At 73.5% G+C, this 17,387-nt stretch carries 20 protein-coding genes and 4 tRNA genes; 9 read left to right on the top strand and 15 right to left on the bottom strand.

Annotated features, from left to right (window positions below; genetic code table 11):
• Positions 1–12: 12 nt before the first annotated feature.
• The 5 genes from MWU57_RS14485 to MWU57_RS14465 all read right to left on the bottom strand — a co-directional run bounded on the left by MWU57_RS14485 (position 13) and on the right by MWU57_RS14465 (position 1,415).
• Positions 13–348, bottom strand: a complete 336-nt coding sequence (locus tag MWU57_RS14485) for a DUF3618 domain-containing protein (protein ID WP_246910049.1) — start codon at positions 346–348, stop codon at positions 13–15.
• Positions 345–761, bottom strand: a complete 417-nt coding sequence (locus MWU57_RS14480; RefSeq protein WP_106264641.1) for a phage holin family protein — start codon at positions 759–761, stop codon at positions 345–347. The genes MWU57_RS14485 and MWU57_RS14480 overlap by 4 nt, the downstream gene beginning before the upstream one ends.
• Before the next feature lie 226 nt (positions 762–987).
• A tRNA-Phe gene (locus MWU57_RS14475) sits at positions 988–1,063 on the bottom strand.
• Between the two features lie 56 nt (positions 1,064–1,119).
• Positions 1,120–1,193: transfer RNA gene (locus MWU57_RS14470), tRNA-Asp, on the bottom strand.
• 149 nt (positions 1,194–1,342) lie between these two features.
• Positions 1,343–1,415, bottom strand: a tRNA-Glu gene (locus tag MWU57_RS14465).
• Positions 1,416–1,486: 71 nt separating this feature from the next.
• Here MWU57_RS14465 and MWU57_RS14460 point away from each other — a divergent pair.
• Positions 1,487–1,849 (top strand): metallopeptidase family protein, encoded by a 363-nt coding sequence (locus tag MWU57_RS14460; RefSeq protein ID WP_106264643.1) that lies wholly within the window; start codon positions 1,487–1,489, stop codon positions 1,847–1,849.
• 28 nt (positions 1,850–1,877) lie between these two features.
• On the opposite strand, the gene MWU57_RS14455 is transcribed toward MWU57_RS14460, so the two are convergent.
• A complete protein-coding gene (locus MWU57_RS14455; protein ID WP_246910047.1) occupies positions 1,878–3,107 on the bottom strand; it encodes a M15 family metallopeptidase in 1,230 nt (409 codons plus the stop codon).
• A 253-nt stretch (positions 3,108–3,360) separates the two neighbouring features.
• Here MWU57_RS14455 and MWU57_RS14450 point away from each other — a divergent pair, with 253 nt between their 5' ends.
• Together MWU57_RS14450 and MWU57_RS14445 are read left to right on the top strand one after the other, a co-directional pair.
• Positions 3,361–3,942, top strand: a complete 582-nt coding sequence (locus tag MWU57_RS14450) for an antibiotic biosynthesis monooxygenase (RefSeq protein ID WP_246910045.1) — start codon at positions 3,361–3,363, stop codon at positions 3,940–3,942.
• Between the two features lie 59 nt (positions 3,943–4,001).
• A complete protein-coding gene (locus MWU57_RS14445) occupies positions 4,002–5,699 on the top strand; it encodes a mechanosensitive ion channel family protein (protein ID WP_246910044.1) in 1,698 nt (565 codons plus the stop codon).
• A gap of 41 nt (positions 5,700–5,740) precedes the next feature.
• Here MWU57_RS14445 and MWU57_RS14440 read toward each other — a convergent pair whose 3' ends face one another.
• Positions 5,741–6,523 carry a glycerophosphodiester phosphodiesterase family protein gene (locus tag MWU57_RS14440; RefSeq protein WP_165799937.1) on the bottom strand — a complete coding sequence of 261 codons (783 nt, stop codon included), beginning with the start codon at positions 6,521–6,523 and terminating at the stop codon, positions 5,741–5,743.
• A gap of 91 nt (positions 6,524–6,614) precedes the next feature.
• A tRNA-Lys gene (locus tag MWU57_RS14435) sits at positions 6,615–6,687 on the bottom strand.
• Positions 6,688–6,935: 248 nt separating this feature from the next.
• On the opposite strand from MWU57_RS14435, the gene MWU57_RS14430 reads away from it, so the two are divergent.
• Positions 6,936–7,223, top strand: a complete 288-nt coding sequence (locus tag MWU57_RS14430; RefSeq protein ID WP_246910042.1) for an iron-sulfur cluster biosynthesis family protein — start codon at positions 6,936–6,938, stop codon at positions 7,221–7,223.
• A 60-nt stretch (positions 7,224–7,283) separates the two neighbouring features.
• On the opposite strand, the gene MWU57_RS14425 is transcribed toward MWU57_RS14430, so the two are convergent.
• Genes MWU57_RS14425 through MWU57_RS14415 form a run of 3 tightly spaced genes read right to left on the bottom strand, consistent with a single transcriptional unit; the run spans position 7,284 to position 8,871 of the window.
• Positions 7,284–7,571, bottom strand: a complete 288-nt coding sequence (locus MWU57_RS14425) for a DUF6510 family protein (RefSeq protein ID WP_246910039.1) — start codon at positions 7,569–7,571, stop codon at positions 7,284–7,286.
• Positions 7,571–8,281, bottom strand: coding sequence for a ferredoxin reductase (locus MWU57_RS14420; protein ID WP_246910037.1), 711 nt, complete (start codon positions 8,279–8,281; stop codon positions 7,571–7,573). Before MWU57_RS14420 ends, MWU57_RS14425 begins: the two co-directional genes overlap by 1 nt.
• A complete protein-coding gene (locus MWU57_RS14415; protein WP_246910035.1) occupies positions 8,278–8,871 on the bottom strand; it encodes a sulfite oxidase-like oxidoreductase in 594 nt (197 codons plus the stop codon). The genes MWU57_RS14420 and MWU57_RS14415 overlap by 4 nt, the downstream gene beginning before the upstream one ends.
• 153 nt (positions 8,872–9,024) lie before the next feature.
• Between MWU57_RS14415 and MWU57_RS14410 the strand changes: the two genes are divergently transcribed.
• Positions 9,025–9,840, top strand: coding sequence for a DUF1206 domain-containing protein (locus MWU57_RS14410; RefSeq protein ID WP_246910033.1), 816 nt, complete (start codon positions 9,025–9,027; stop codon positions 9,838–9,840).
• 15 nt (positions 9,841–9,855) lie between these two features.
• Here the strand turns inward: MWU57_RS14410 and MWU57_RS14405 are convergent, their stop codons facing one another.
• Entirely contained in the window at positions 9,856–10,605 is a 750-nt protein-coding gene (locus MWU57_RS14405) for a M50 family metallopeptidase (RefSeq protein WP_106264659.1), read from the bottom strand.
• A gap of 168 nt (positions 10,606–10,773) precedes the next feature.
• On the opposite strand from MWU57_RS14405, the gene MWU57_RS14400 reads away from it, so the two are divergent.
• The 3 genes from MWU57_RS14400 (at position 10,774) to MWU57_RS14390 (ending at position 13,444) form a co-directional block, all read left to right on the top strand.
• A complete protein-coding gene (locus MWU57_RS14400) occupies positions 10,774–12,183 on the top strand; it encodes a DEAD/DEAH box helicase (RefSeq protein WP_246910031.1) in 1,410 nt (469 codons plus the stop codon).
• 62 nt (positions 12,184–12,245) lie between these two features.
• Positions 12,246–12,650: a peptide-methionine (R)-S-oxide reductase MsrB gene (msrB, locus tag MWU57_RS14395; protein WP_106264663.1), complete on the top strand. Its 405-nt coding sequence runs from the start codon at positions 12,246–12,248 to the stop codon at positions 12,648–12,650.
• 71 nt (positions 12,651–12,721) lie between these two features.
• Positions 12,722–13,444 (top strand): tyrosine-protein phosphatase, encoded by a 723-nt coding sequence (locus MWU57_RS14390; RefSeq protein WP_246910029.1) that lies wholly within the window; start codon positions 12,722–12,724, stop codon positions 13,442–13,444.
• On the opposite strand, the gene MWU57_RS14385 is transcribed toward MWU57_RS14390, so the two are convergent.
• Entirely contained in the window at positions 13,413–13,943 is a 531-nt protein-coding gene (locus MWU57_RS14385) for a MarR family winged helix-turn-helix transcriptional regulator (RefSeq protein WP_246910027.1), read from the bottom strand. The two genes, MWU57_RS14390 and MWU57_RS14385, sit on opposite strands and share 32 nt — an antisense overlap.
• Before the next feature lie 105 nt (positions 13,944–14,048).
• On the opposite strand from MWU57_RS14385, the gene MWU57_RS14380 reads away from it, so the two are divergent.
• On the top strand, positions 14,049–15,077 hold the full coding sequence (locus MWU57_RS14380; protein WP_246910025.1) for an aldo/keto reductase: 1,029 nt from the start codon (positions 14,049–14,051) through the stop codon (positions 15,075–15,077).
• Positions 15,078–15,112: 35 nt separating this feature from the next.
• Here MWU57_RS14380 and MWU57_RS14375 read toward each other — a convergent pair whose 3' ends face one another.
• On the bottom strand, positions 15,113–16,738 hold the full coding sequence (locus MWU57_RS14375) for an MDR family MFS transporter (protein WP_165799938.1): 1,626 nt from the start codon (positions 16,736–16,738) through the stop codon (positions 15,113–15,115).
• Positions 16,735–17,187: a MarR family winged helix-turn-helix transcriptional regulator gene (locus tag MWU57_RS14370; protein ID WP_243400788.1), complete on the bottom strand. Its 453-nt coding sequence runs from the start codon at positions 17,185–17,187 to the stop codon at positions 16,735–16,737. The genes MWU57_RS14375 and MWU57_RS14370 overlap by 4 nt, the downstream gene beginning before the upstream one ends.
• Positions 17,188–17,387: the final 200 nt, after the last annotated feature.

Here is a 17,387-nt window from a genome sequence, read left to right as displayed (position 1 = left end):
GACCACCGGGGATCAGTGACGGACCGCGCGGACGAGGATGATCGCGACGGTCGCCGCCCCGACGGCGGCCACGCCGAGGAGGATCTTGGCGTTGCGCGACCGGGACGGGTCGTGCTCGGGGAGGCCGTTGCCGGTGAGCAGCCCGCCCACGTCGGCCGCGGCCTGCTTCGTCCCGTGCGCGAGCTGCGCCGCCTGGTAGGAGGGTGACAGCCGGGTCGTCAGCTCGTCGAGGGCGTCGCCGAGCTCGCGCCGCGCCTCGACCACCTGGGCCTCCAGCTCCGCCCGGCTCATGGTCGCCGTGCCGTTGTCCCCGGGTGCCGCCGTCTGGGCTGCTCGCTCCGTGCTCATCCCTTGATCCCCTCCTTGAGCGCGGTGACGTCGTCCTTGACGCGGTCGATGGTCTCCGGCCGGCGCGCGGCCTGCTTGAGCTGGCGGACGGCCACCAGCACCAGCAGCGCGGCGAACAGCAGCATCGCCACACCGATGACGAGGGCCGAGAGCCACAGCGGCCAGACCACGTCGAGGCCCGCGATCGCGGTGAACACCAGGACCCCCACCGCGTAGAAGACGATGACGAGTGCCGCGCACACGAGCCCGACGCCGATGCCGGAGCGCTTGGCCTTTTCGCCCAGCTCCGCCTTGGCGAGGGCGATCTCGGCCCGGACCAGGCGGGTGGCCTGCTCCGAGAGCTGTTCGACGAGCCGGCCCATGCTGGGAGGCCGGTCTGCCGGTGGTGTCTGCCCGTCGTCCCAGTCCGTCATCGGCTGCTCCGATCCTCGACGAGTGTGTGCGTGTGGTCCCACTCAACCCGTCCTGACTGGTCCAGGCAATTCCAGAGCCCCGGTGAGTCGCCCCGGGTCTGCCGAAGAGGTCGTCTGCCGGCGGCCGGACGACGGGATCGTGGGGCGCGTGTCGCCGCCTGTGCGGGAGCCCGGGAACGACCCGGGAACGACGAAGACCCCCGGGCTGCTGCCCGGGGGTCTTCGGTGGTGGCTCCGACCGGCGTCGATCCGGTGACCTTTCGATTTTCAGTCGAACGCTCTACCAACTGAGCTACAGAGCCGAGCCGTGACACGAACGCCCGGGGCGCCGATACCGACGAACCGGGCGCTACATGCGCGACCCTGACGGGACTTGAACCCGCGACCTCCGCCGTGACAGGGCGGCGCGCTAACCAACTGCGCTACAGGGCCAAGATCGGTCGTGAACGTCCGATCCAGGGGCTCTTTTCGAGCCGAGGAAAAGCGTACCCCATGCTTGGCTGGATCCTAAAATCGAATCCTGACCAGGCACGATGCCCCGTGACGGGGCAACCGAGGTGACCGGGGTCACGTCACTCGAGTACCCCCAACGGGATTCGAACCCGTGCTACCGCCGTGAAAGGGCGGGGTCCTAGGCCGCTAGACGATGGGGGCCGGCCGAGACAGCATACCGGGGGAGCCGCGCAGGGTGAACCTGCGGACGTCCGGTGCCGTCGTGGGAGAGGATGGGCGACGTGGTGGAGATGTCGCGCGAGGACTTCGAGACAGCAGTCTCCGAGGGCCTGGACCAGGTACCGGCCGAGCTGACCAGGCTCATGGACAACGTGGTCGTCCTGGTGGAGGACGACGCGCCCGCCGACGACCCCGAGCTGCTCGGGCTCTACGAGGGCGTTCCGCTCACGGAGCGTGGCGAGTCGTGGGCCGCGGGCTCGCTGCCGGACCGGATCACGATCTACCGGAACCCGACGCTCGCGTTCTGCGAGTCCGTGGACGACGTCGCCGAGGAGGTCGCCGTCACCGTGGTCCACGAGATCGCGCACCACTTCGGGATCGACGACGACCGGCTGCACGCCCTCGGCTGGGGCTGAGCGCGCAGACGGGGACAGACCGCCGCTCTCAGTCGAGCGGCGTGTACTCCCAGTGCCACGCCTCCGGCTTGCGGCCGTCGGCCCGGGCCCAGCCCGGGTTGTCCCAGCCGAAGGCGGGGGCGTTCTCGCGCAGCCAGTCGTACTGCGCGGTGCCGAACGACTCCACGCCGTCGCCGAGGTCCACCGCGACGCCCCACCCGTGGTTCGAGTGGCCGGGAACGGCGGCGAGGTAGCCCTTGGCGGCCTTGGTGGCGACCTGCGACGCGTACGAGCGGTAGGAGTCGGTGATGGACAGGTGCGAGCCGAACTTCGCCTTGTACGCGCGGTCGAGGCGCTCGAGCTGCGCGCCCGCGTCGCAGCGCAGGGTCTCGCCGGGGGCGAAGGAGAGCTCGCACATCGCGGCCGTCGGGATCTGCCCGTTCTCGTAGGCGGCGACCGACCCGGCCTGCTTGGCGAGCTCGGCGGCCGCCTCGTCGGCCTTGGCCTTCTGGTTGGCCAGGATCTCTGCCGGCGTCGGGGGCGCGGCGTCGACCTCCACGGTGGACTCGGCGTCCTCGAGCAGCACGGTCAGCTCCTCGGTGGCCGCGGTGAGCGCCGCCTCCGCCTCGGCAGCCTCGGCGTCACCTGCCGCGGCCTCTGGCTCGGCAGACGGCTCCGCCTCGGGCTCGGCCGCGGTGCCGGACGCCTCCGTCTCGGCCGGCGCCGAGGACGCCGACGGCTCCGCGGTGGCGGGTGCGTCGTCGGCCGGGGGCTCTTCGGCCGTGTCCTCGTCGCGCAGGGCCGGCGCCGGCAGAGGGGTGCGCTCGGCTGACCGCGACGCGGCCTCGTCGCTGCGGCTCGTGAGGATCTCGGTGACCTCGTCGGCCTGCGCCGCGATCTTCTTCTGCTGCTTCTTCGACACGGACGTCGACTCGGTGATGACGTGCTCCGCGCGCTGGAGGGCGGTGGTGGCCGCGACCTCGGTGGCGTCCGTGGCGGTGCTCGCGGTGGTGCCGGCGCTCGGCTGCGACCCGGCGGTGGGGTCGGTCGACGGCGCGGACTCGGCCGCGGGGGTGGAGCTGTTCTCGCCGGCGCCGCCGGTCAGCGGGCCGACGGCGGTGGCGGTACCGGCCGTGAGCGCCAGGACGGCGGTCAGCGCGGCGATGCCGGTGCGGTAGGTACGAGCGCTGTCCGTCGTGCGGCGCGTGCGCTGCTGGAGGTGCCTGCCGGAATTGCGGGTCTGACGCAGCCGGGGCAGGGTGAATCGACGTGTGCTCAAGGGTGTGTTTCCTCGGGTCTCGGGGCCGCCGTCCATCGTGACGGCCGGATGTGACCGCCCTCTGGGAGAGCCGCGAGGATTGGCGGGCCATCACGCGGGGACTTCGCGGACCGCCGGTGAAGTCCGGACACATGTCGCGTCTCGCCCCCGATTGCCGGTATGAGCGCGAACACAGGTCCGGATGGTGGGACGTGCGGTCCCGGCCGTCGCACCCCGGGACGCGACCGCGGTGCTCGTGCCGAACACTGCAGGGATGAGCCCAGCACCCGTCACCGTGTCGATCCACCGTGTCGTGAGCCCGGAACGCGTCCCGGAGGTCACCGCGTGGGTCCAGGCGGGCGTGAACCTGGCGAACCGGTGGCCCGGGTTCCTCGGGTCCGGGTGGATCCGCGTGGCCGAGGGGTCGACCGACTGGGTGATGCTCTACCGCTTCGCCGACGCCGAGCGGCTCGAGGCGTGGGAGGGCTCCGCCGAGCGCCAGGCATGGCTCGCCCGCGGAGAGCACCTCGTCTCCGAGCAGGCCGTCACGAAGCGCACCGGCATCGAGGGCTGGTTCGACCCGCCCGTGCGTCAGGACGAGCCGTCGGGCCCGCCGCTGCTGCACGCACCGCCCCGGTGGAAGCAGTCCGTGGCGATCTGGCTGGGCTTCTTCCCCGTCAACCTGGCCTTCACCGCGCTCGTCGCCTGGCTGGTCCCCGGCTTCCGGGACCTGTTCCTGGTGCTCCAGGTGCTCGTCTCCACGCTCGTCCTCACGCCGATCATGTCCTTCTGGGTCCTGCCGTTGGTGACCGGCCGGCTGCAGGGGTGGCTGCACCGGCCGCCCCGCGAGCGCTGAGCGGGGACCGCACCGCCGACGCGCAGCGGGCGTCCAGGTGCCCGTCCTAGTGTGGAGCCATGTTCCTGGACTCCGACTCCGACTCCCCGATCGATCCCGGCACGGTCGAGTCCACCGTGTCCCTCACCGTCACCCTGGCGTGGGCGGCCGCCGCCCTGGTGGCGGCCTACGTCGTCGTGACCCTGCTCTCGGTGCTCGTCCGGAGGTTCGCGAGCCGTCGCCCCCTGTTGCGTGACCTCGCCACCCGGCTGCGCCAACCCATGCGTGTGCTGCTGATGATCGTCGCGGTGTGGGTCGCGTTCCGGCTCTCGGCGCACGAGGACGAGGCGTGGTTCGACTTCCTCCAGCACGGCCTGCTCATCGCCACCATCGTCGCGGGAGCGTGGCTGGTCGGCGCGATGGCGTTCGTCGTCGAGGACCGCACCCTGGCTCGGGTCAGCTACTCGGGCGACGACCGGCACGCGCGGCGGGTCCAGACCCAGATCTCGATCCTGCGCCGGGTCACCGTGGCGATCATCGTCATCCTCGCCATCGCGGCGGTGCTGCTCACGTTCCCGGCGATGCGCGCGGCCGGCGCCTCCATCCTCGCCTCGGCCGGTGTGCTCTCCGTGGTCGCCGGCATCGCCGCGCAGTCGAGCCTCGCCAACACGTTCGCCGGCATGCAGATCGCCTTCACCGACGCGATCCGCGTCGACGACGTCGTCGTCCTGGACGGGGAGTTCGGCCGGATCGAGGAGATCACCCTCACCTACGTGGTCGTGCACGCCTGGGACGACCGCCGGCTCATCCTGCCCAGCACCTACTTCACGACCACGCCGTTCGAGAACTGGACCCGGCGTGCCGCCGATCTCCTCGGCACCGTCGAGGTCGACGTGGACTACAACGTCCCGCTGCCCGCGATGCGTGCGGAGCTCGAACGGCTGCTCGAGGCGTCGCCGCTCTGGGACCGCCGCATGGGCATCCTGCAGGTCACCGCTGCGACCGGCGGCGTGGTCCAGGCCCGCGCGCTCGTCAGCGCCGCCGACGCCGGGACGCTGTGGGACCTGCGCTGCCACGTGCGGGAGGGGCTCGTGGAGTGGCTCCAACGGGAGGCTCCGTACGCCCTGCCCCGCCGTCGCTACGAGGGCGCGACCGCACTGCCCGAGGGCACGCCGGCGGCGCGGGACGCGGACGCAGCGTCGGCGCTCACCGGTGCCGACGAGGAGCGCAAGCCGCTGCCGGTCGCCGTCGAGCCGCCGTCGAGCGCCGCGTCCGCCGCCTCCGCGCCGGCCCCTCGGGTCGGCCGGCGTGACGGCGAACCTGTGGTGGTCCCCGGCCGGACCGGCACCAGCCGGCCTCGCCGCCCCTCCGTGCTCCACCGACAGCGGATGCGGTCCGGCGTGCCGCCGGTCGAGCCCGCCCAGGACGCGACGGTCGTGCTCGGCGAGGTCCCGGCTCCCCAGCGCGGGGTGGACGAGACCACGATCATGCCGCCCTCGCAGCCCGCGGGCCTCTACAGCGGCAGCGAGGAGGCCGAGGCGCGGCGGGAGAACTTCGAGGGACCGGGCGAGGACGCCATCGCCGAGCGCGAGGCGCTGGCCGAGCGGCGGATGACCGGCGAGATCGAGATCGACGACGACGGCGAGCCGCGGGCGACGTCGCGCGGCACCGCCCGTGACCGGGTCGCCCCGGACTCCGGGGACGGCGGTCCGACGGACGGTCCTGGCGAGGGTGGCGCTCGCGGCGACGGGGGCGACGGGGGCGACGGCGGGCAGTAGCCCGTCAGCGCCGTCAGCGCAGCCCCGTCAGCGCAGCCCCGTCAGCGCAGCGCCGCTCCCGCGCGTCCGGCGAGCCAGCCCCGCAGCTCGCCGGGCCGGTCGGTGATGATCGCGTCGACACCGGCCGCGACCAGGCCCTCCCACTCGCTCGCCTCGTTCGCGGTCCACGGCATGACCCGGACGCCGGCCGCGTGCGCCGTGGCGACCAGGCCCGGGTCGGCGAGCACGGCGGCGACCGCCGGGTTCACGGTGACCACGCCGAGCTCTGCCGCCACCTCGAGGAGGTCCGCCGGGGCTGCCTCGCAGAGGTAGCCCCGGGGGAGGTGCGGCGCCGCCTGCCGCAGCGCCGCGACGGTGCGGCGGTCGAACCCCTGCACGACGGTGCGGCCACTGAGCCCGGCGGCGTCGATGGCCGCCACGGTGGGCTCGAGCTCCGCCGGCGTCCACAGCCCCTTGTACTCGCACAGCAGGTCCATGCCGGGGCGCGCGGCGAGGAAGTCCACCGCCTCGGCGAACGTGGGGATCCGCTGCCCGGCGTGGACCGACGAGAACCGGGAGCCCGCGTCGAGGCCACGCACCGTGGCGGCGTCCAGCTCGTCCACCGCGCCCACGCCGTCGGTGACCCGGTCGACCACGGGGTCGTGGATCACCACGGGGACGCCGTCGGCCGTGCGGCGCACGTCCAGCTCCAGGGCCGGGGCACCGGCGCGCCAGGCCGCCTCGAAGGCGACGAGCGTGTTCTGCGGGGCGACGGCGCAGTAGCCGCGGTGCGCGACGACGACGGGTCCGGTCGGGTGCGGTGCGGCGGGCAGGAGCGTGGTCACCCGGTCCATCCTGTCGCGCGTGACGCCGTCGGGCCAGCGCCGACTGCACGGCGGGTCGTCGCGCACGGCCAGTGACCGCCTCGTGGGGGAGTGGGCCCCGTGGGGATCGAACCCACAACCCGCGGATTAAAAGTCCGCTGCTCTGCCAGTTGAGCTAGAGGCCCGCGGCCGCTCGGTCGGCGAGCGACGGCTGCGGGCCAGCCTACGCGGGCGGCACGCCCCGCGGGACGTGCCGACTCCGGTGTGACCGGCCTCTCGGCAGGCCCGGAGGGCAGCATACGGCGGGCGCGGAGCACCGGCAGGGGATGTCTCGGCCTCCGAGAGATCGCGTGACGATTTCGTCCCCGCGTTGCGCGACGACCCCGGGTACTGCTTCGGTGGAGAGGTCGCGTACCCGACGAGAGGAGCAATCGTGCTCACCGTGACGGACAACGCCCGCACCGCCGTCGAATCGCTGGCCCAGCAGGCCGGCGTCCCCCACGAGGGAGGGCTGCGGATCGCGCAGTCCTCGGGGCAGCCCGGGAACTTCGAGCTCGCGCTCGTGCCCGCGCCCCAGCCCGACGACACGGTCGTCGACGACTCCGGCGAGACCAAGGTCTTCGTCGACAACGAGGCTGCCGGCGCCCTGGAGTCGCTGCAGCTCGACGCCGAGCCCTCCACCGAGGGCCCGGGATTCGTGCTCACGCCCCAGCAGGCCTGAGCCTCCCCAGCCTGTCCGACGGCGGGTCGCCCCTCGGGTGCGGCCCGCCGTCGCGCTGTCTCAGCCCCGCACCCACGCCAGCCCGCGGGCCGCAACCTGGACCCCGTCGGGGCGTTCGACCACGACCATCAGCACCTGCCCGCACGCACGGCAGCGGGCGACCCGGCCCATGGGGTGGGCGAACACCACGGCGCCCGCGAGGACGGCGACGTCGCCGCACCCTGCGCACCGTCCGGTCGCGACCGTGACGTCCAGCGCCCAGACGCCGGCCAACGGGCCGGCGAGCACGTTGCCGTCGAGAGCATCGCCGTCGAGAACATCGCCGGCGAGCACGTCGTCGTCCGTCATCAGGTACCTCCGAAGCGTTCGGTCCGGATCCGCGCCGGGTCGTGCCCCGCGTCGAGCAGCAGCTCGGCGACGGACTCCACGAACCCCGTGGGCCCGCAGACGAACACGCGGGGGCGCTCGCCCGGCGGGATGACGTGCGCGGCGACGTCGTCGGCCGAGAGCCGGCCCACGGGGCGGATGACGCCCGGGGGCGCCTCGCGGGTGTACACCCACGTCGTCGCGACGCCGTCGGACGCCGAGAGCTCGTCGGCCCAGAAGGCGTCGGCCGGGGAGCGGACCGAGCACAGCAGGCGGAACGGGGCCGGCGACCCCGACGTCGCGCGCGCCCGCACCATCGCCGCCAGCGGCACGACGCCGGAGCCTCCCGCGACCAGCTGCACCGGGCCGACGTCGTCCGGGTGCCACACGAAGAAGCCGCCGAGCGGGCCCCGCACCTCCATCCGGTCGCCCACCTCGGCGACGTCGACCAGGTAGGTCGAGACCTCGCCGCCGTCCACGCGGTCCACGGCGAGCTCCACCACCTCGTCCCGGCCGACCCGCGCCAGGGAGTACGACCGCACCGCCTGGTAGCCGTCCGGGGCGGTGAGCCGCAGGTCGACGTGCTGCCCGGCGACGGCGCCGGCGAAGCCCGGCACCGCCAGGGTCAGCGTGCGGGCGGTCGACGTGAGGCGGCCGACGGCGACGACCTGCGCGACGTGCCAGGTGTTCACGAGTACCGCTGCTCCGACCAGGGGTCGCCGTACAGGTGGTAGCCGTTCTGCTCCCAGAACCCCGGCTCGTCGTGCTCGTGCAGCGTCAGTCCGCGCAGCCACTTGGCGGACTTCCAGAAGTACAGGTGCGGGACCAGCAGCCGCACCGGTCCGCCGTGCACCGGCTCGAGCGGGTCGCCCTCGTACTCGTAGGCCACCCAGGCGCGCCCGTCCAGCAGGTCGTCCAACGGCACGTTGGTCGTGTAGCCGCCGTACGAGTGCGCCACGACGAAGTCGGCGGCCGTCTCCACGTCCTCGAAGAAGGCGTCGACCGGCACACCGCGCCAGCGCGTGTCGTGCTTGGACCACCGGGTGACGCAGTGGATGTCCACCGTCACGTCCTCGGCCGGCATCGCCTGCAGCCCGGCCCAGTCCCAGCGGTGCTCCGCGCCCGACTCCGTGCGGACGGTCAGCTCCCAGCGCGAGGCGTCGACGTTCGGCGTCGGCCCCGCCGAGAGGACCGGGAAGTCCGCGGTGAGGTGCTGCCCCGGCGGCAGCGGTCGGTCTGCCTCGGGGTGGTGGCCACCGAACCCTCGGGTGAACACGGCCATGTCGGGTCTCCAGGTGTGCTGGTCCGGGTGGTGCCTCCGTCAGTCTCGCGCGGTGCGGCCGGCGGCGCGCGAGATGCTCATGATGGCGTGCACGACGGATCTACGACAGGGTGGCGTCGACGCCGCGAGATCCGCGGCCCACGGAGGTGACTGGTGTCTGCACGAGGACAAGCCCAGGGAGCGGCTCGCCGCGCCCAGCACAGCACGGGGCTGCGCGCCCTGGCCCGCGGCGGCTACGCGGCGTCCGGGGTGGTGCACCTGCTGATCGGCTGGCTGGCCGTCCAGCTGGCGCTCGGCTCCTCCTCCGGCAGCGCGGACGAGTCGGGCGCGTTCCAGCAGCTCGCGAGCGCCCCCGGCGGGACGGTCGCTCTCTGGGCGGTGACACTCGGGTTCGCCGCGCTCGCGCTGTGGCAGCTCGCCGAGGCCGCCGTGGGTGTCCCGGGCGTGGAGGACGCCACGGAGGCGGCTGCCCGCGTCAAGGCTGCCGGCAAGGGCGTCCTCTACGGCGTCCTCGCCTTCTCGGCCGCGCGCTACGCGACGGGCGACGGCGGGGGAGGCGGCCAGCAGGAGAGCCTGACCGCGAAGCTCATGCAGGCGCCGGCAGGCCGCTGGCTCGTCGTCGCGGTCGGTCTGGTGGTCGTCGGCGTCGGCGTGTTCCACGTGGTCAAGGGCTGGCGCAAGAAGTTCCTCGAGGACCTGCGCGGCACGGGCGGCGGCTCCGTCGGCGCGGCCGTGGTGCGGCTCGGGCAGATCGGCTACGTCGCCAAGGGCGTGGCGCTCGGTGTGCTGGGCGGGCTGTTCGTCGCGGCGGGCGTGACGCACGACGCGGACAAGGCCGGCGGGCTCGACGACGCGCTGCAGGCGATCCGGGAGCAGCCGTTCGGCACGGTGCTGCTGGTCGTGACCGGCGTCGGCATCGCGGCGTACGGCGTCTACTCCTTCGCCCGGGCCCGGTACGCGAAGCTCTGACCTGCCTCCCTGCCGTCAGGCGGCGACGGGTCCCACGATCCACCCGGCGCCGAGGACCAGGCAGCCGAGCGTGACGAGCCCGAAGACGACCACCCAGAGGATGCCGGGCACGCCCGTGAGCCGACCGAGCTGGTCGGCGTCGGAGGAGCGTGCCCGGCCCCGGGCACGCTGCGCCTGCAGCTCGAGGACCGGCCGGACCGCGCCCAGCAGCAGGAACCAGGTCACGGCGTAGGCGACGGCGGACTGCGTCGCGGGCTCCAGCCACCAGGAGACGCCCACCAGCGCGGCGCCGCTCACGAGCACCGACCACAGCCCGAACCAGTTGCGGATCTTGAGCAGCAGCAGCGCCAGCAGCGCCACGAGGAGCCACAGCAGGCCGACGGCGTACCCCGCGCGGAGCAGCCAGGCCGCTCCGAGTCCGACCAGGCCCGGCCCCACGTACCCGGCGAACGCCGTGAGGACCATCCCGAGCCCGCGCGGTCGTCCGGCCGTGACCGTCAGGCCGGAGGTGTCCGAGTGCAGCCGGATCCCGTCGAGGCGGCGTCCGGTGAGCATGGCGACGACGGCGTGCGCGCCCTCGTGCGCGATGGTGACGACGTGCCGCGCCACCCGCCACACCGGGCCGACGACGACGACGGCGAGCGCCACCAGGGCCACGGCGAGCACGACGGTCTGGTCGGGCGGGTCCACCGGCGTGGTGGCCGCCGTCCAGATCTGTCCGAGCACGTCACCGACGGTCGCGAAGAAGTCGTCCACGCGCCACATTGCACCACGCCCCGCTGGGTGCCGATGCGGCCGATCGGCGTCGACGTGCGACAATGGTCGTGAGAGGGCAGTGCGAACCCGCGCGCCCCACGTCGTGGAGATCCCCCCGGATTGCGTGCGGCGGACCCCGACCCGGACGTCGTACGACGTCCCCAGAGAGGCTCATCTGTGACTACCTTTGCCGATTTCGGCCTGCCGACCCCCGTCGTGAAGCACCTGACGGACGCCGGTATCACCACCCCCTTCCCCATCCAGGCCGCGTCGTTGCAGGACACGCTGGCCGGGACCGACGTGCTCGGCCGCGGCCGCACCGGTTCCGGCAAGACGCTGGCGTTCTCCCTGCCGGTCGTGACGCGCCTGGCCCGCGAGACGGCGCAGAACAAGGCCGCGGGCCGGCGCGGGCTGCGTTCCTCCGCGCCCCGCGCCCTGGTGCTGTGCCCCACCCGCGAGCTCGCCAACCAGATCGACGCCGTGATGAAGCCGATCGCCCAGGCGCTCGGCCTGCGCACGACGACGATCTTCGGTGGTGTGGCGCAGTCGCGCCAGGTCACGGCGCTCAACCAGGGTGTCGACATCGTCATCGCCTGCCCGGGCCGGCTCGAGGACCTGCTCAACCAGAAGGTCCTCACGCTCGACGACGTCTCGATCACGGTGCTCGACGAGGCCGACCACATGGCCGACCTCGGGTTCCTGCCGGGCGTCAAGCGGATCATGGACCGCACGCCCCGCACGGGTCAGCGCCTGCTGTTCTCCGCCACGCTCGACAACGGCGTGGACGTGCTGGTCAAGCGGTACCTCAAGGACCCCGTCACCCACTCGGTGGACGACGCCGCGGCCCCGCCGCCGCAGATGACCCACCACATCCTCGCCGTGGCCGACAAGGAGGCGAAGAAGCAGGTCGTGCACCAGCTCGCCCAGGGCACCGGCCGCCGCGTGCTGTTCATGCGCACCAAGCACCAGGCCAAGAAGCTCGCCAAGCAGCTCACGGCGGCGGGCGTGCCCGCGGTCGACCTGCACGGCAACCTCGGCCAGGGCGCCCGTGAGCGCAACCTCGCGGCGTTCTCCTCCGGCGACGTCAAGGTCATGGTCGCCACGGACATCGCGGCGCGCGGCATCCACGTCGACGAGGTCGAGCTCGTGGTGCACGTGGACCCGCCGGCCGAGCACAAGGCGTACCTGCACCGTTCCGGCCGCACCGCCCGCGCCGGCTCGGTCGGCGACGTCGTGACCGTGATGCTCCCCGAGGAGCGCGGCGACGTGCGCGACCTGACGCGCAAGGCCCGCATCACCGCCCGCCCGCAGCAGGTGGCTCCGGGTGACCCCGTGGTGGCCGCGCTCGTCGGCGAGGTCGCGGCGTACGTGAAGCCGGCTCCGCCGGTCGAGCAGCAGCAGCCCGCCCGCAAGAAGCCGCAGGGCCAGCGCTCGGGCGGTGGGCAGCCGCGCTCGGGTGCCGCGAACCCGCAGGGTGCCGGCGGCGGCCGCAACCGCCGTCGTCGGGGCCGTGGTGGCCAGGGCGCTGCGACGGGTGGCCGCACCACGCAGGGGTCCGCGCAGGGCGGGGCCCGCGGGCGTCGCTGAGACTCCAGGACGAACGACGGCCGGGCGGGAACACCGCCCGGCCGTCGTCTGTTGACCAGGGCATGACGTACGAGGTCGCGAAGAGCGAGGACGAGTGGCGCGTCGAGCTGTCGCCGCAGGAGTTCACGGTGCTGCGCCAGGCGGGCACGGAGCGCGCCTGGACAGGTGAGCTCCTCGACGAGAAGCGCGAGGGCGTCTACCGGTGTCGGGCCTGTCGCAACGAGCTGTTCCGCAGCGAGTCGAAGTTCGACTCGCACTGCGGCTGGCCGTCGTTCTACACGCCCCTGGCCGGTGACCGGGTCGAGCTGATCGAGGACCGCTCGCTCGGCATGGTGCGCACCGAGGTGCGCTGCGCCCGCTGCGGCTCCCACCTGGGCCACGTGTTCGACGACGCGCCGCAGACCCCCACGGGCGACCGCTTCTGCATGAACTCGGTCAGCCTGACGTTCGAGCCCGCCGGCGACTGACCCGTCTGATCCGCGTGACCGGCTGATCCGGCTGACGGCACCGGGCACCCGCGACCGCTACGGTCGACCCCATGAGTGCCGAGACCTCCGTGGTGCCGGACCGCCTGGTCAACCTGCGCGACGTCGGCGCCGCGTCCGACCGGCTGCGGCGCGGCGTGCTGCTGCGCTCCGACGCGCCGCACCCCGGCGACGTCGGGCCGCGGGACGTCGTCTGGCCGCCGCGCACGGTGCTCGACCTGCGCGACGTCGGCGAGGGCGGCCGCGAGCACCCGCTCCGGGAGGTCGCCCGGGTCGTCAGCCTGCCCGTCCTCACCGGCGCCACCCGGGCCGACCGGGCGGGCGACGTCGCCCCGTTCGACCTGGGCCGGTTCTACGTCGAGCTGCTCCACGGGGCGGGCGCCGCGTACCTCGTCGACGGTGTGCGCGCCGTCGCGGCGGACGACGCCCCCGTGCTGGTGCACTGCACCGCCGGCAAGGACCGGACCGGCGTGCTGGTGGCGATCCTGCTCTCCCTGGTCGGCGTCGACCGTGCGGACATCGTCACGGACTACGTCCGCACCGAGCCGAACATGCCGGGGATCATCGCCCGCGCCCGGCCCGCGCACCGGACGCCGGAGCGTGACGCGCACGTGCTCGCCACGCTCCCGCCCGAGCTGCTCACGGCGCCGGCGCACGCGATGGAGGCGGTCCTGGACGCCCTGGCGGCCCACGACGACGGTGCGGCCGGCTGGTTCGCCGCGCACGGCGGCGAGCCGGGCACGGTCAGCGCGCTGCGCGCGCGTCTGCTGCGCTGAGCATGGTGGCCGCCTGCTGGCTGCCCAGCCAGGTGACGACGTCCGTGGAGTAGAGGTTCAGCAGGCGGGCGAGAGCCGCGACGTCGGACTTCTCCCACTGCGACAGGGCGCCCTCGAGCATGGCCACGCGGGCGTCGCGCGCGCGCCGGAAGCGGGCCGCGCCGTCGTCGGTCAGGGTGATCCGCTGGCCGCGGGTGTCCTCGGGGTCGGTCTCGCGGTGCACGAGCCCGAGCTCGGACAGCCGGCTGAGCTGACGTGACACCGTGGCGCGGCCGACGCCGAAGTGTGCCGCGAGGTCGGACCCCCGGGTGCCCGGGTGCATCGCGATGTGCGCGAGCAGCGGGTAGGCCGACGCGTCGAGCTCCGGATGGACGAGCCGTGCCATCTGCGCCGAGGTGGAGTGGGCGCGCCGGATGAGCACACGGACCTCGCGCTCGAGCGACCCGAAGGGATCGGCCTGCGGGTCCGGGACGGTGGCTGCGGAGTCGACGTCGTGCATGGCCCCATCATGGACTCGTCCGGAGGCCTGCGGGGCCTTCTCCAGGTCACGATTCGGGTGATTCCGCGCTCGCGCCGGGTGAAAAGGCGCCCCTACGCTCCTGGCATGAGCGCCACCACCCCGCACCGCGTCCCCGATCCGCACGCCGTCCCGGCCCCGGACGCCCCCGGCTGGCAGCGGCCGCTGCCCGGGACGGGCCTCACCGTGAGCGCCGTCTGCTCCGGCGGCGGCCCGCTCGGCTCGATGCCGGGCCTGTTCGGCTACGACGTCGCCACCGAGCAGGCCGTCGAGACCGTGCTGGCCGTGCTGGGGTCCCCGGTCCGGTTCCTCGACACGGCCAACGGCTACTCCGACGGCGAGAGCGAGCGACGCGTCGGCCTCGGGCTCGCCGCCTACCGCGAGCGGCACGGCGCGCTGCCGGACGACGTCGTCGTCGCGACCAAGGTCGACCCGCGCGACGGCGACTACTCGGGAGACCGGGTGCGGCGCTCGGTGGACGAGTCGCGCGAGCGGCTCGGCCTGGACCACCTGCCGCTGGTGCACCTGCACGACCCGGAGAACTTCGACATCGGCGAGCTCACCGCTCCGGGTGGTGCGGTCGACGCGTTGGTGGCGCTGCGCGACGCCGGGGAGGTCGGCGCGATCGGCCTCGCGGGAGGCCCGGTGCCCGAGATGCGCCGGTACCTGGACCTCGGGGTCTTCGACGTGCTGCTGGTGCACAACCGGTGGACGCTCGTGGACCGCTCGGCCGGCTCCCTGATCGCCACGGCGGCCGAGCGGGGGATCGGCGTGCTCAACGCGGCCGTCTACGGCGGTGGCATCCTCGCGCAGCAGACGCCGTCGTCGGACCGGCCGAGCGCCCGGCGGTACGGCTACCGCGAGGCGCCGCCCGAGACGCTCGCCGCCGTCGACGCCCTGCGCGCGCTGTGCACCCGGTTCGGCACGACGCTGCCGACGGCGGCGCTGCAGTTCTCGGTGCGCGACCCCCGGGTGGCCTCCACGATCGTCGGGATCTCCCGGCCGCAGCGGGTGGCGCAGACGCTGGAGGCCTGCGCCGCACCGCTGCCCGAGGAGTTCTGGACCGAGGCGGAAGCGCTGCTGCCCGGGCCGGGAGCCTGGCTCGACGGAGCCTGACCGCCGGGCCGGGTCCGGCGCTCGGCGCTCGGCGCTCAGCGCTCGGTGGCCGGCTGCCCAGCGGTCAGGTCGCGGGCCTGCTGGATGCCGGAGCGCTCCCCGAGCGGGATCTCGCGGATGAAGCAGATCGCCACCAGGGCGACCAGCGCCATCGGCACGGCGATGAGGAAGATCCCCGTGATGCCGTCGGTGTAGGCGTTGGCGACGACGTCGGCGACCGGTGCGGGCAGCTGCGACATGTCCGGCACGGCGCCGGCGGAGTCGCCCATGGCGGACGCCGGGACGCCGAGCCGTGCCAGGCCCGCGGCGATGTCGTCCTTGACGTTCAGCGCGAGGATCGCGCCGAGCACGGAGACGCCGACCGAGCCGCCGAGCGACCGGAAGAACGCCACGGTGGCGGTGCCCGCGCCCATCTCGCGGACGTCGAGCGTGTTCTGCGTGGCGAGCACCAGGTTCTGCATGAGCGCGCCCACGGACAGCCCGAGCCCGAACAGGTAGACGGAGATGATGACGAAGCTCGTGTCCGTGCTGATGGTGGACATGCCGAACAGGGAGAGCGACAGCACCGCGGCGCCGCCGACCATGATCGCCTTGTAGCGGCCGGTGCGGGAGATGATCCGCCCGAGCACGATGCCTCCGAGCATCGTGCCGACGACCATCGGGATGGTCTGCAGCCCGGCCTCGGTGGGGGTCTTGCCGCGGGCCAGCTGCAGGTACTGCGACAGGAAGACGGCGGTGCCGAACATGGCCACGCCGACGGCCGCGGAGGCGACGATCGACAGCACGAAGGTGCGGTTGCGGAACAGGTGCAGCGGGATGATCGGCTCCGCCACCTTGCGCTCCACCAGGACCGCCACGGCGAGGGAGACGACGGCGGCCCCCACCATCGCGGCGGTCTGCCAGGACGCCCACGCGAACTGGTCGCCCGCGAAGGTGACCCAGACCAGCAGGAGCGCGACCCCGAGGGCGATGAGCGTGGCGCCGAGGTAGTCGATGGTGACCTTGCGCTGGTCCCGGGGCGGCAGGTGCAGGGTCTTCTGCAGCACGATGAGGGCCGCGATCGCGAAGGGGACGCCCACGAAGAACGTCCAGCGCCAGCCGAGGAACGAGTCCGTGATGACGCCGCCGAGCAGCGGGCCGCCGATCTGCGCGACGGCCATGACGCCGCCCATGAGACCCATGTACTTGCCGCGCTCGCGCGGGCTGATGATGTCGGACATCAGGACGGTCGCCAGCGACATGAGCCCGCCGGCGCCGACGCCCTGCAGGGCACGGAAGGTGATCAGCGTCGTCATGTCCTGGGAGAACCCGGCGGCCGCGGCGGAGACCACGGTGATGACCAGGGCGACCTGGATGAGGACCTTGCGGTTCGTCAGGTCGGCCAGCTTGCCCCAGAGCGGGGTGGAGATGGTCATCGTCAGCAGCATGGCCGTGACGACCCAGGTGTAGGAGTGCTGCGACCCACCGAGGTCCGCGACGATGCGCGGCAGGGCGGTCGAGGTGATCGTGGTGGCGAGCAGCGAGACGAAGACGCCGAGCAGGATCCCGGAGAGCGCCTCGAGGGTCTCGCGGCGCGTCATCGCCGGGTTGTCGTCGGCCAGGGCGTCGACGAGCGGTACGTCAGGATCGGTCGCAGGGGTGGAGCTGGTGGTGTCGGTCATCGGGACGGGGCCTCCTGGGTCACTGAGCTGATGGCGGCCGCGACGTTGCGGATCTGGGTGATGGCGTCGGTGAGGTCGGCCGCGGACCAGTCCGCGAAGGCCTCGTCGACGAAGTCGTCGAAGTAGCGGTCGGACTCCGCGGCGAACGCGTGCCCGGCGTCGGTGAGCTCGAGGGTGCGGGCGCGTCGGTCGGCGCGGTCGACGGTGCGGCGGACGTAGCCGGCGTCGACCAGGGCGCTGACCTGGCGGCTGGCGACGGAGGCGTCGACCCGCAGGGCCTCGGCCACCTCGCAGAGCTGGACCGCGCCGCGCGCCCGGACCATGCGCACGATGCCGAGCCCGGAGCGCGGCCAGTCGAGGTCGCGTGCGATCCGGGCCGCTGCCTCGCGCTGGGCGCGCGAGAGGGACTCGAGCGCTGCGACGAGTGCTGTGGAGGCACGTTCCGACACGTCGACCCCTTTCGTTGCCTCGGGCACCATATGATGGATGCTTGCGTCAAGCAAATGTCTCGCACGAACATTCCCGCGAGGTAGCGCCGGCTTCCGCGAGGTAGTAACGCTCACGCCGAGGTAGCGCTGCGTTGCGCGACGTAGTACCTCGCGGGTCGAGGTAGTGGCGCGGTGGGGGTTCCGCCGGGTGTCGGGTCCCG

The sequence above is a fragment of the Isoptericola sp. S6320L genome (assembly GCF_023015685.1).
Taxonomy (GTDB): domain Bacteria; phylum Actinomycetota; class Actinomycetes; order Actinomycetales; family Cellulomonadaceae; genus Isoptericola; species Isoptericola halotolerans_A.
Note: the sequence above shows the minus strand (reverse complement) of the source record. Positions and strands in the feature narration are given on the sequence as shown.

What these genes read in the sequence shown, in the direction of transcription:
- MWU57_RS14385 (WP_246910027.1), bottom strand. Translation starts at nt 13,943, where the DNA reads ATGCACGACGTCGACTCCGCAGCCACCGTCCCGGACCCGCAGGCCGAT.
- msrB (WP_106264663.1), top strand. Translation starts at nt 12,246, where the DNA reads ATGACGTACGAGGTCGCGAAGAGCGAGGACGAGTGGCGCGTCGAGCTG.
- MWU57_RS14460 (WP_106264643.1), top strand. Translation starts at nt 1,487, where the DNA reads ATGGGCGACGTGGTGGAGATGTCGCGCGAGGACTTCGAGACAGCAGTC.
- MWU57_RS14485 (WP_246910049.1), bottom strand. Translation starts at nt 348, where the DNA reads ATGAGCACGGAGCGAGCAGCCCAGACGGCGGCACCCGGGGACAACGGC.
- MWU57_RS14415 (WP_246910035.1), bottom strand. Translation starts at nt 8,871, where the DNA reads ATGGCCGTGTTCACCCGAGGGTTCGGTGGCCACCACCCCGAGGCAGAC.
- MWU57_RS14480 (WP_106264641.1), bottom strand. Translation starts at nt 761, where the DNA reads ATGACGGACTGGGACGACGGGCAGACACCACCGGCAGACCGGCCTCCC.
- MWU57_RS14450 (WP_246910045.1), top strand. Translation starts at nt 3,361, where the DNA reads ATGAGCCCAGCACCCGTCACCGTGTCGATCCACCGTGTCGTGAGCCCG.
- MWU57_RS14405 (WP_106264659.1), bottom strand. Translation starts at nt 10,605, where the DNA reads ATGTGGCGCGTGGACGACTTCTTCGCGACCGTCGGTGACGTGCTCGGA.
- MWU57_RS14390 (WP_246910029.1), top strand. Translation starts at nt 12,722, where the DNA reads ATGAGTGCCGAGACCTCCGTGGTGCCGGACCGCCTGGTCAACCTGCGC.
- MWU57_RS14380 (WP_246910025.1), top strand. Translation starts at nt 14,049, where the DNA reads ATGAGCGCCACCACCCCGCACCGCGTCCCCGATCCGCACGCCGTCCCG.
- MWU57_RS14375 (WP_165799938.1), bottom strand. Translation starts at nt 16,738, where the DNA reads ATGACCGACACCACCAGCTCCACCCCTGCGACCGATCCTGACGTACCG.
- MWU57_RS14445 (WP_246910044.1), top strand. Translation starts at nt 4,002, where the DNA reads ATGTTCCTGGACTCCGACTCCGACTCCCCGATCGATCCCGGCACGGTC.
- MWU57_RS14425 (WP_246910039.1), bottom strand. Translation starts at nt 7,571, where the DNA reads ATGACGGACGACGACGTGCTCGCCGGCGATGTTCTCGACGGCGATGCT.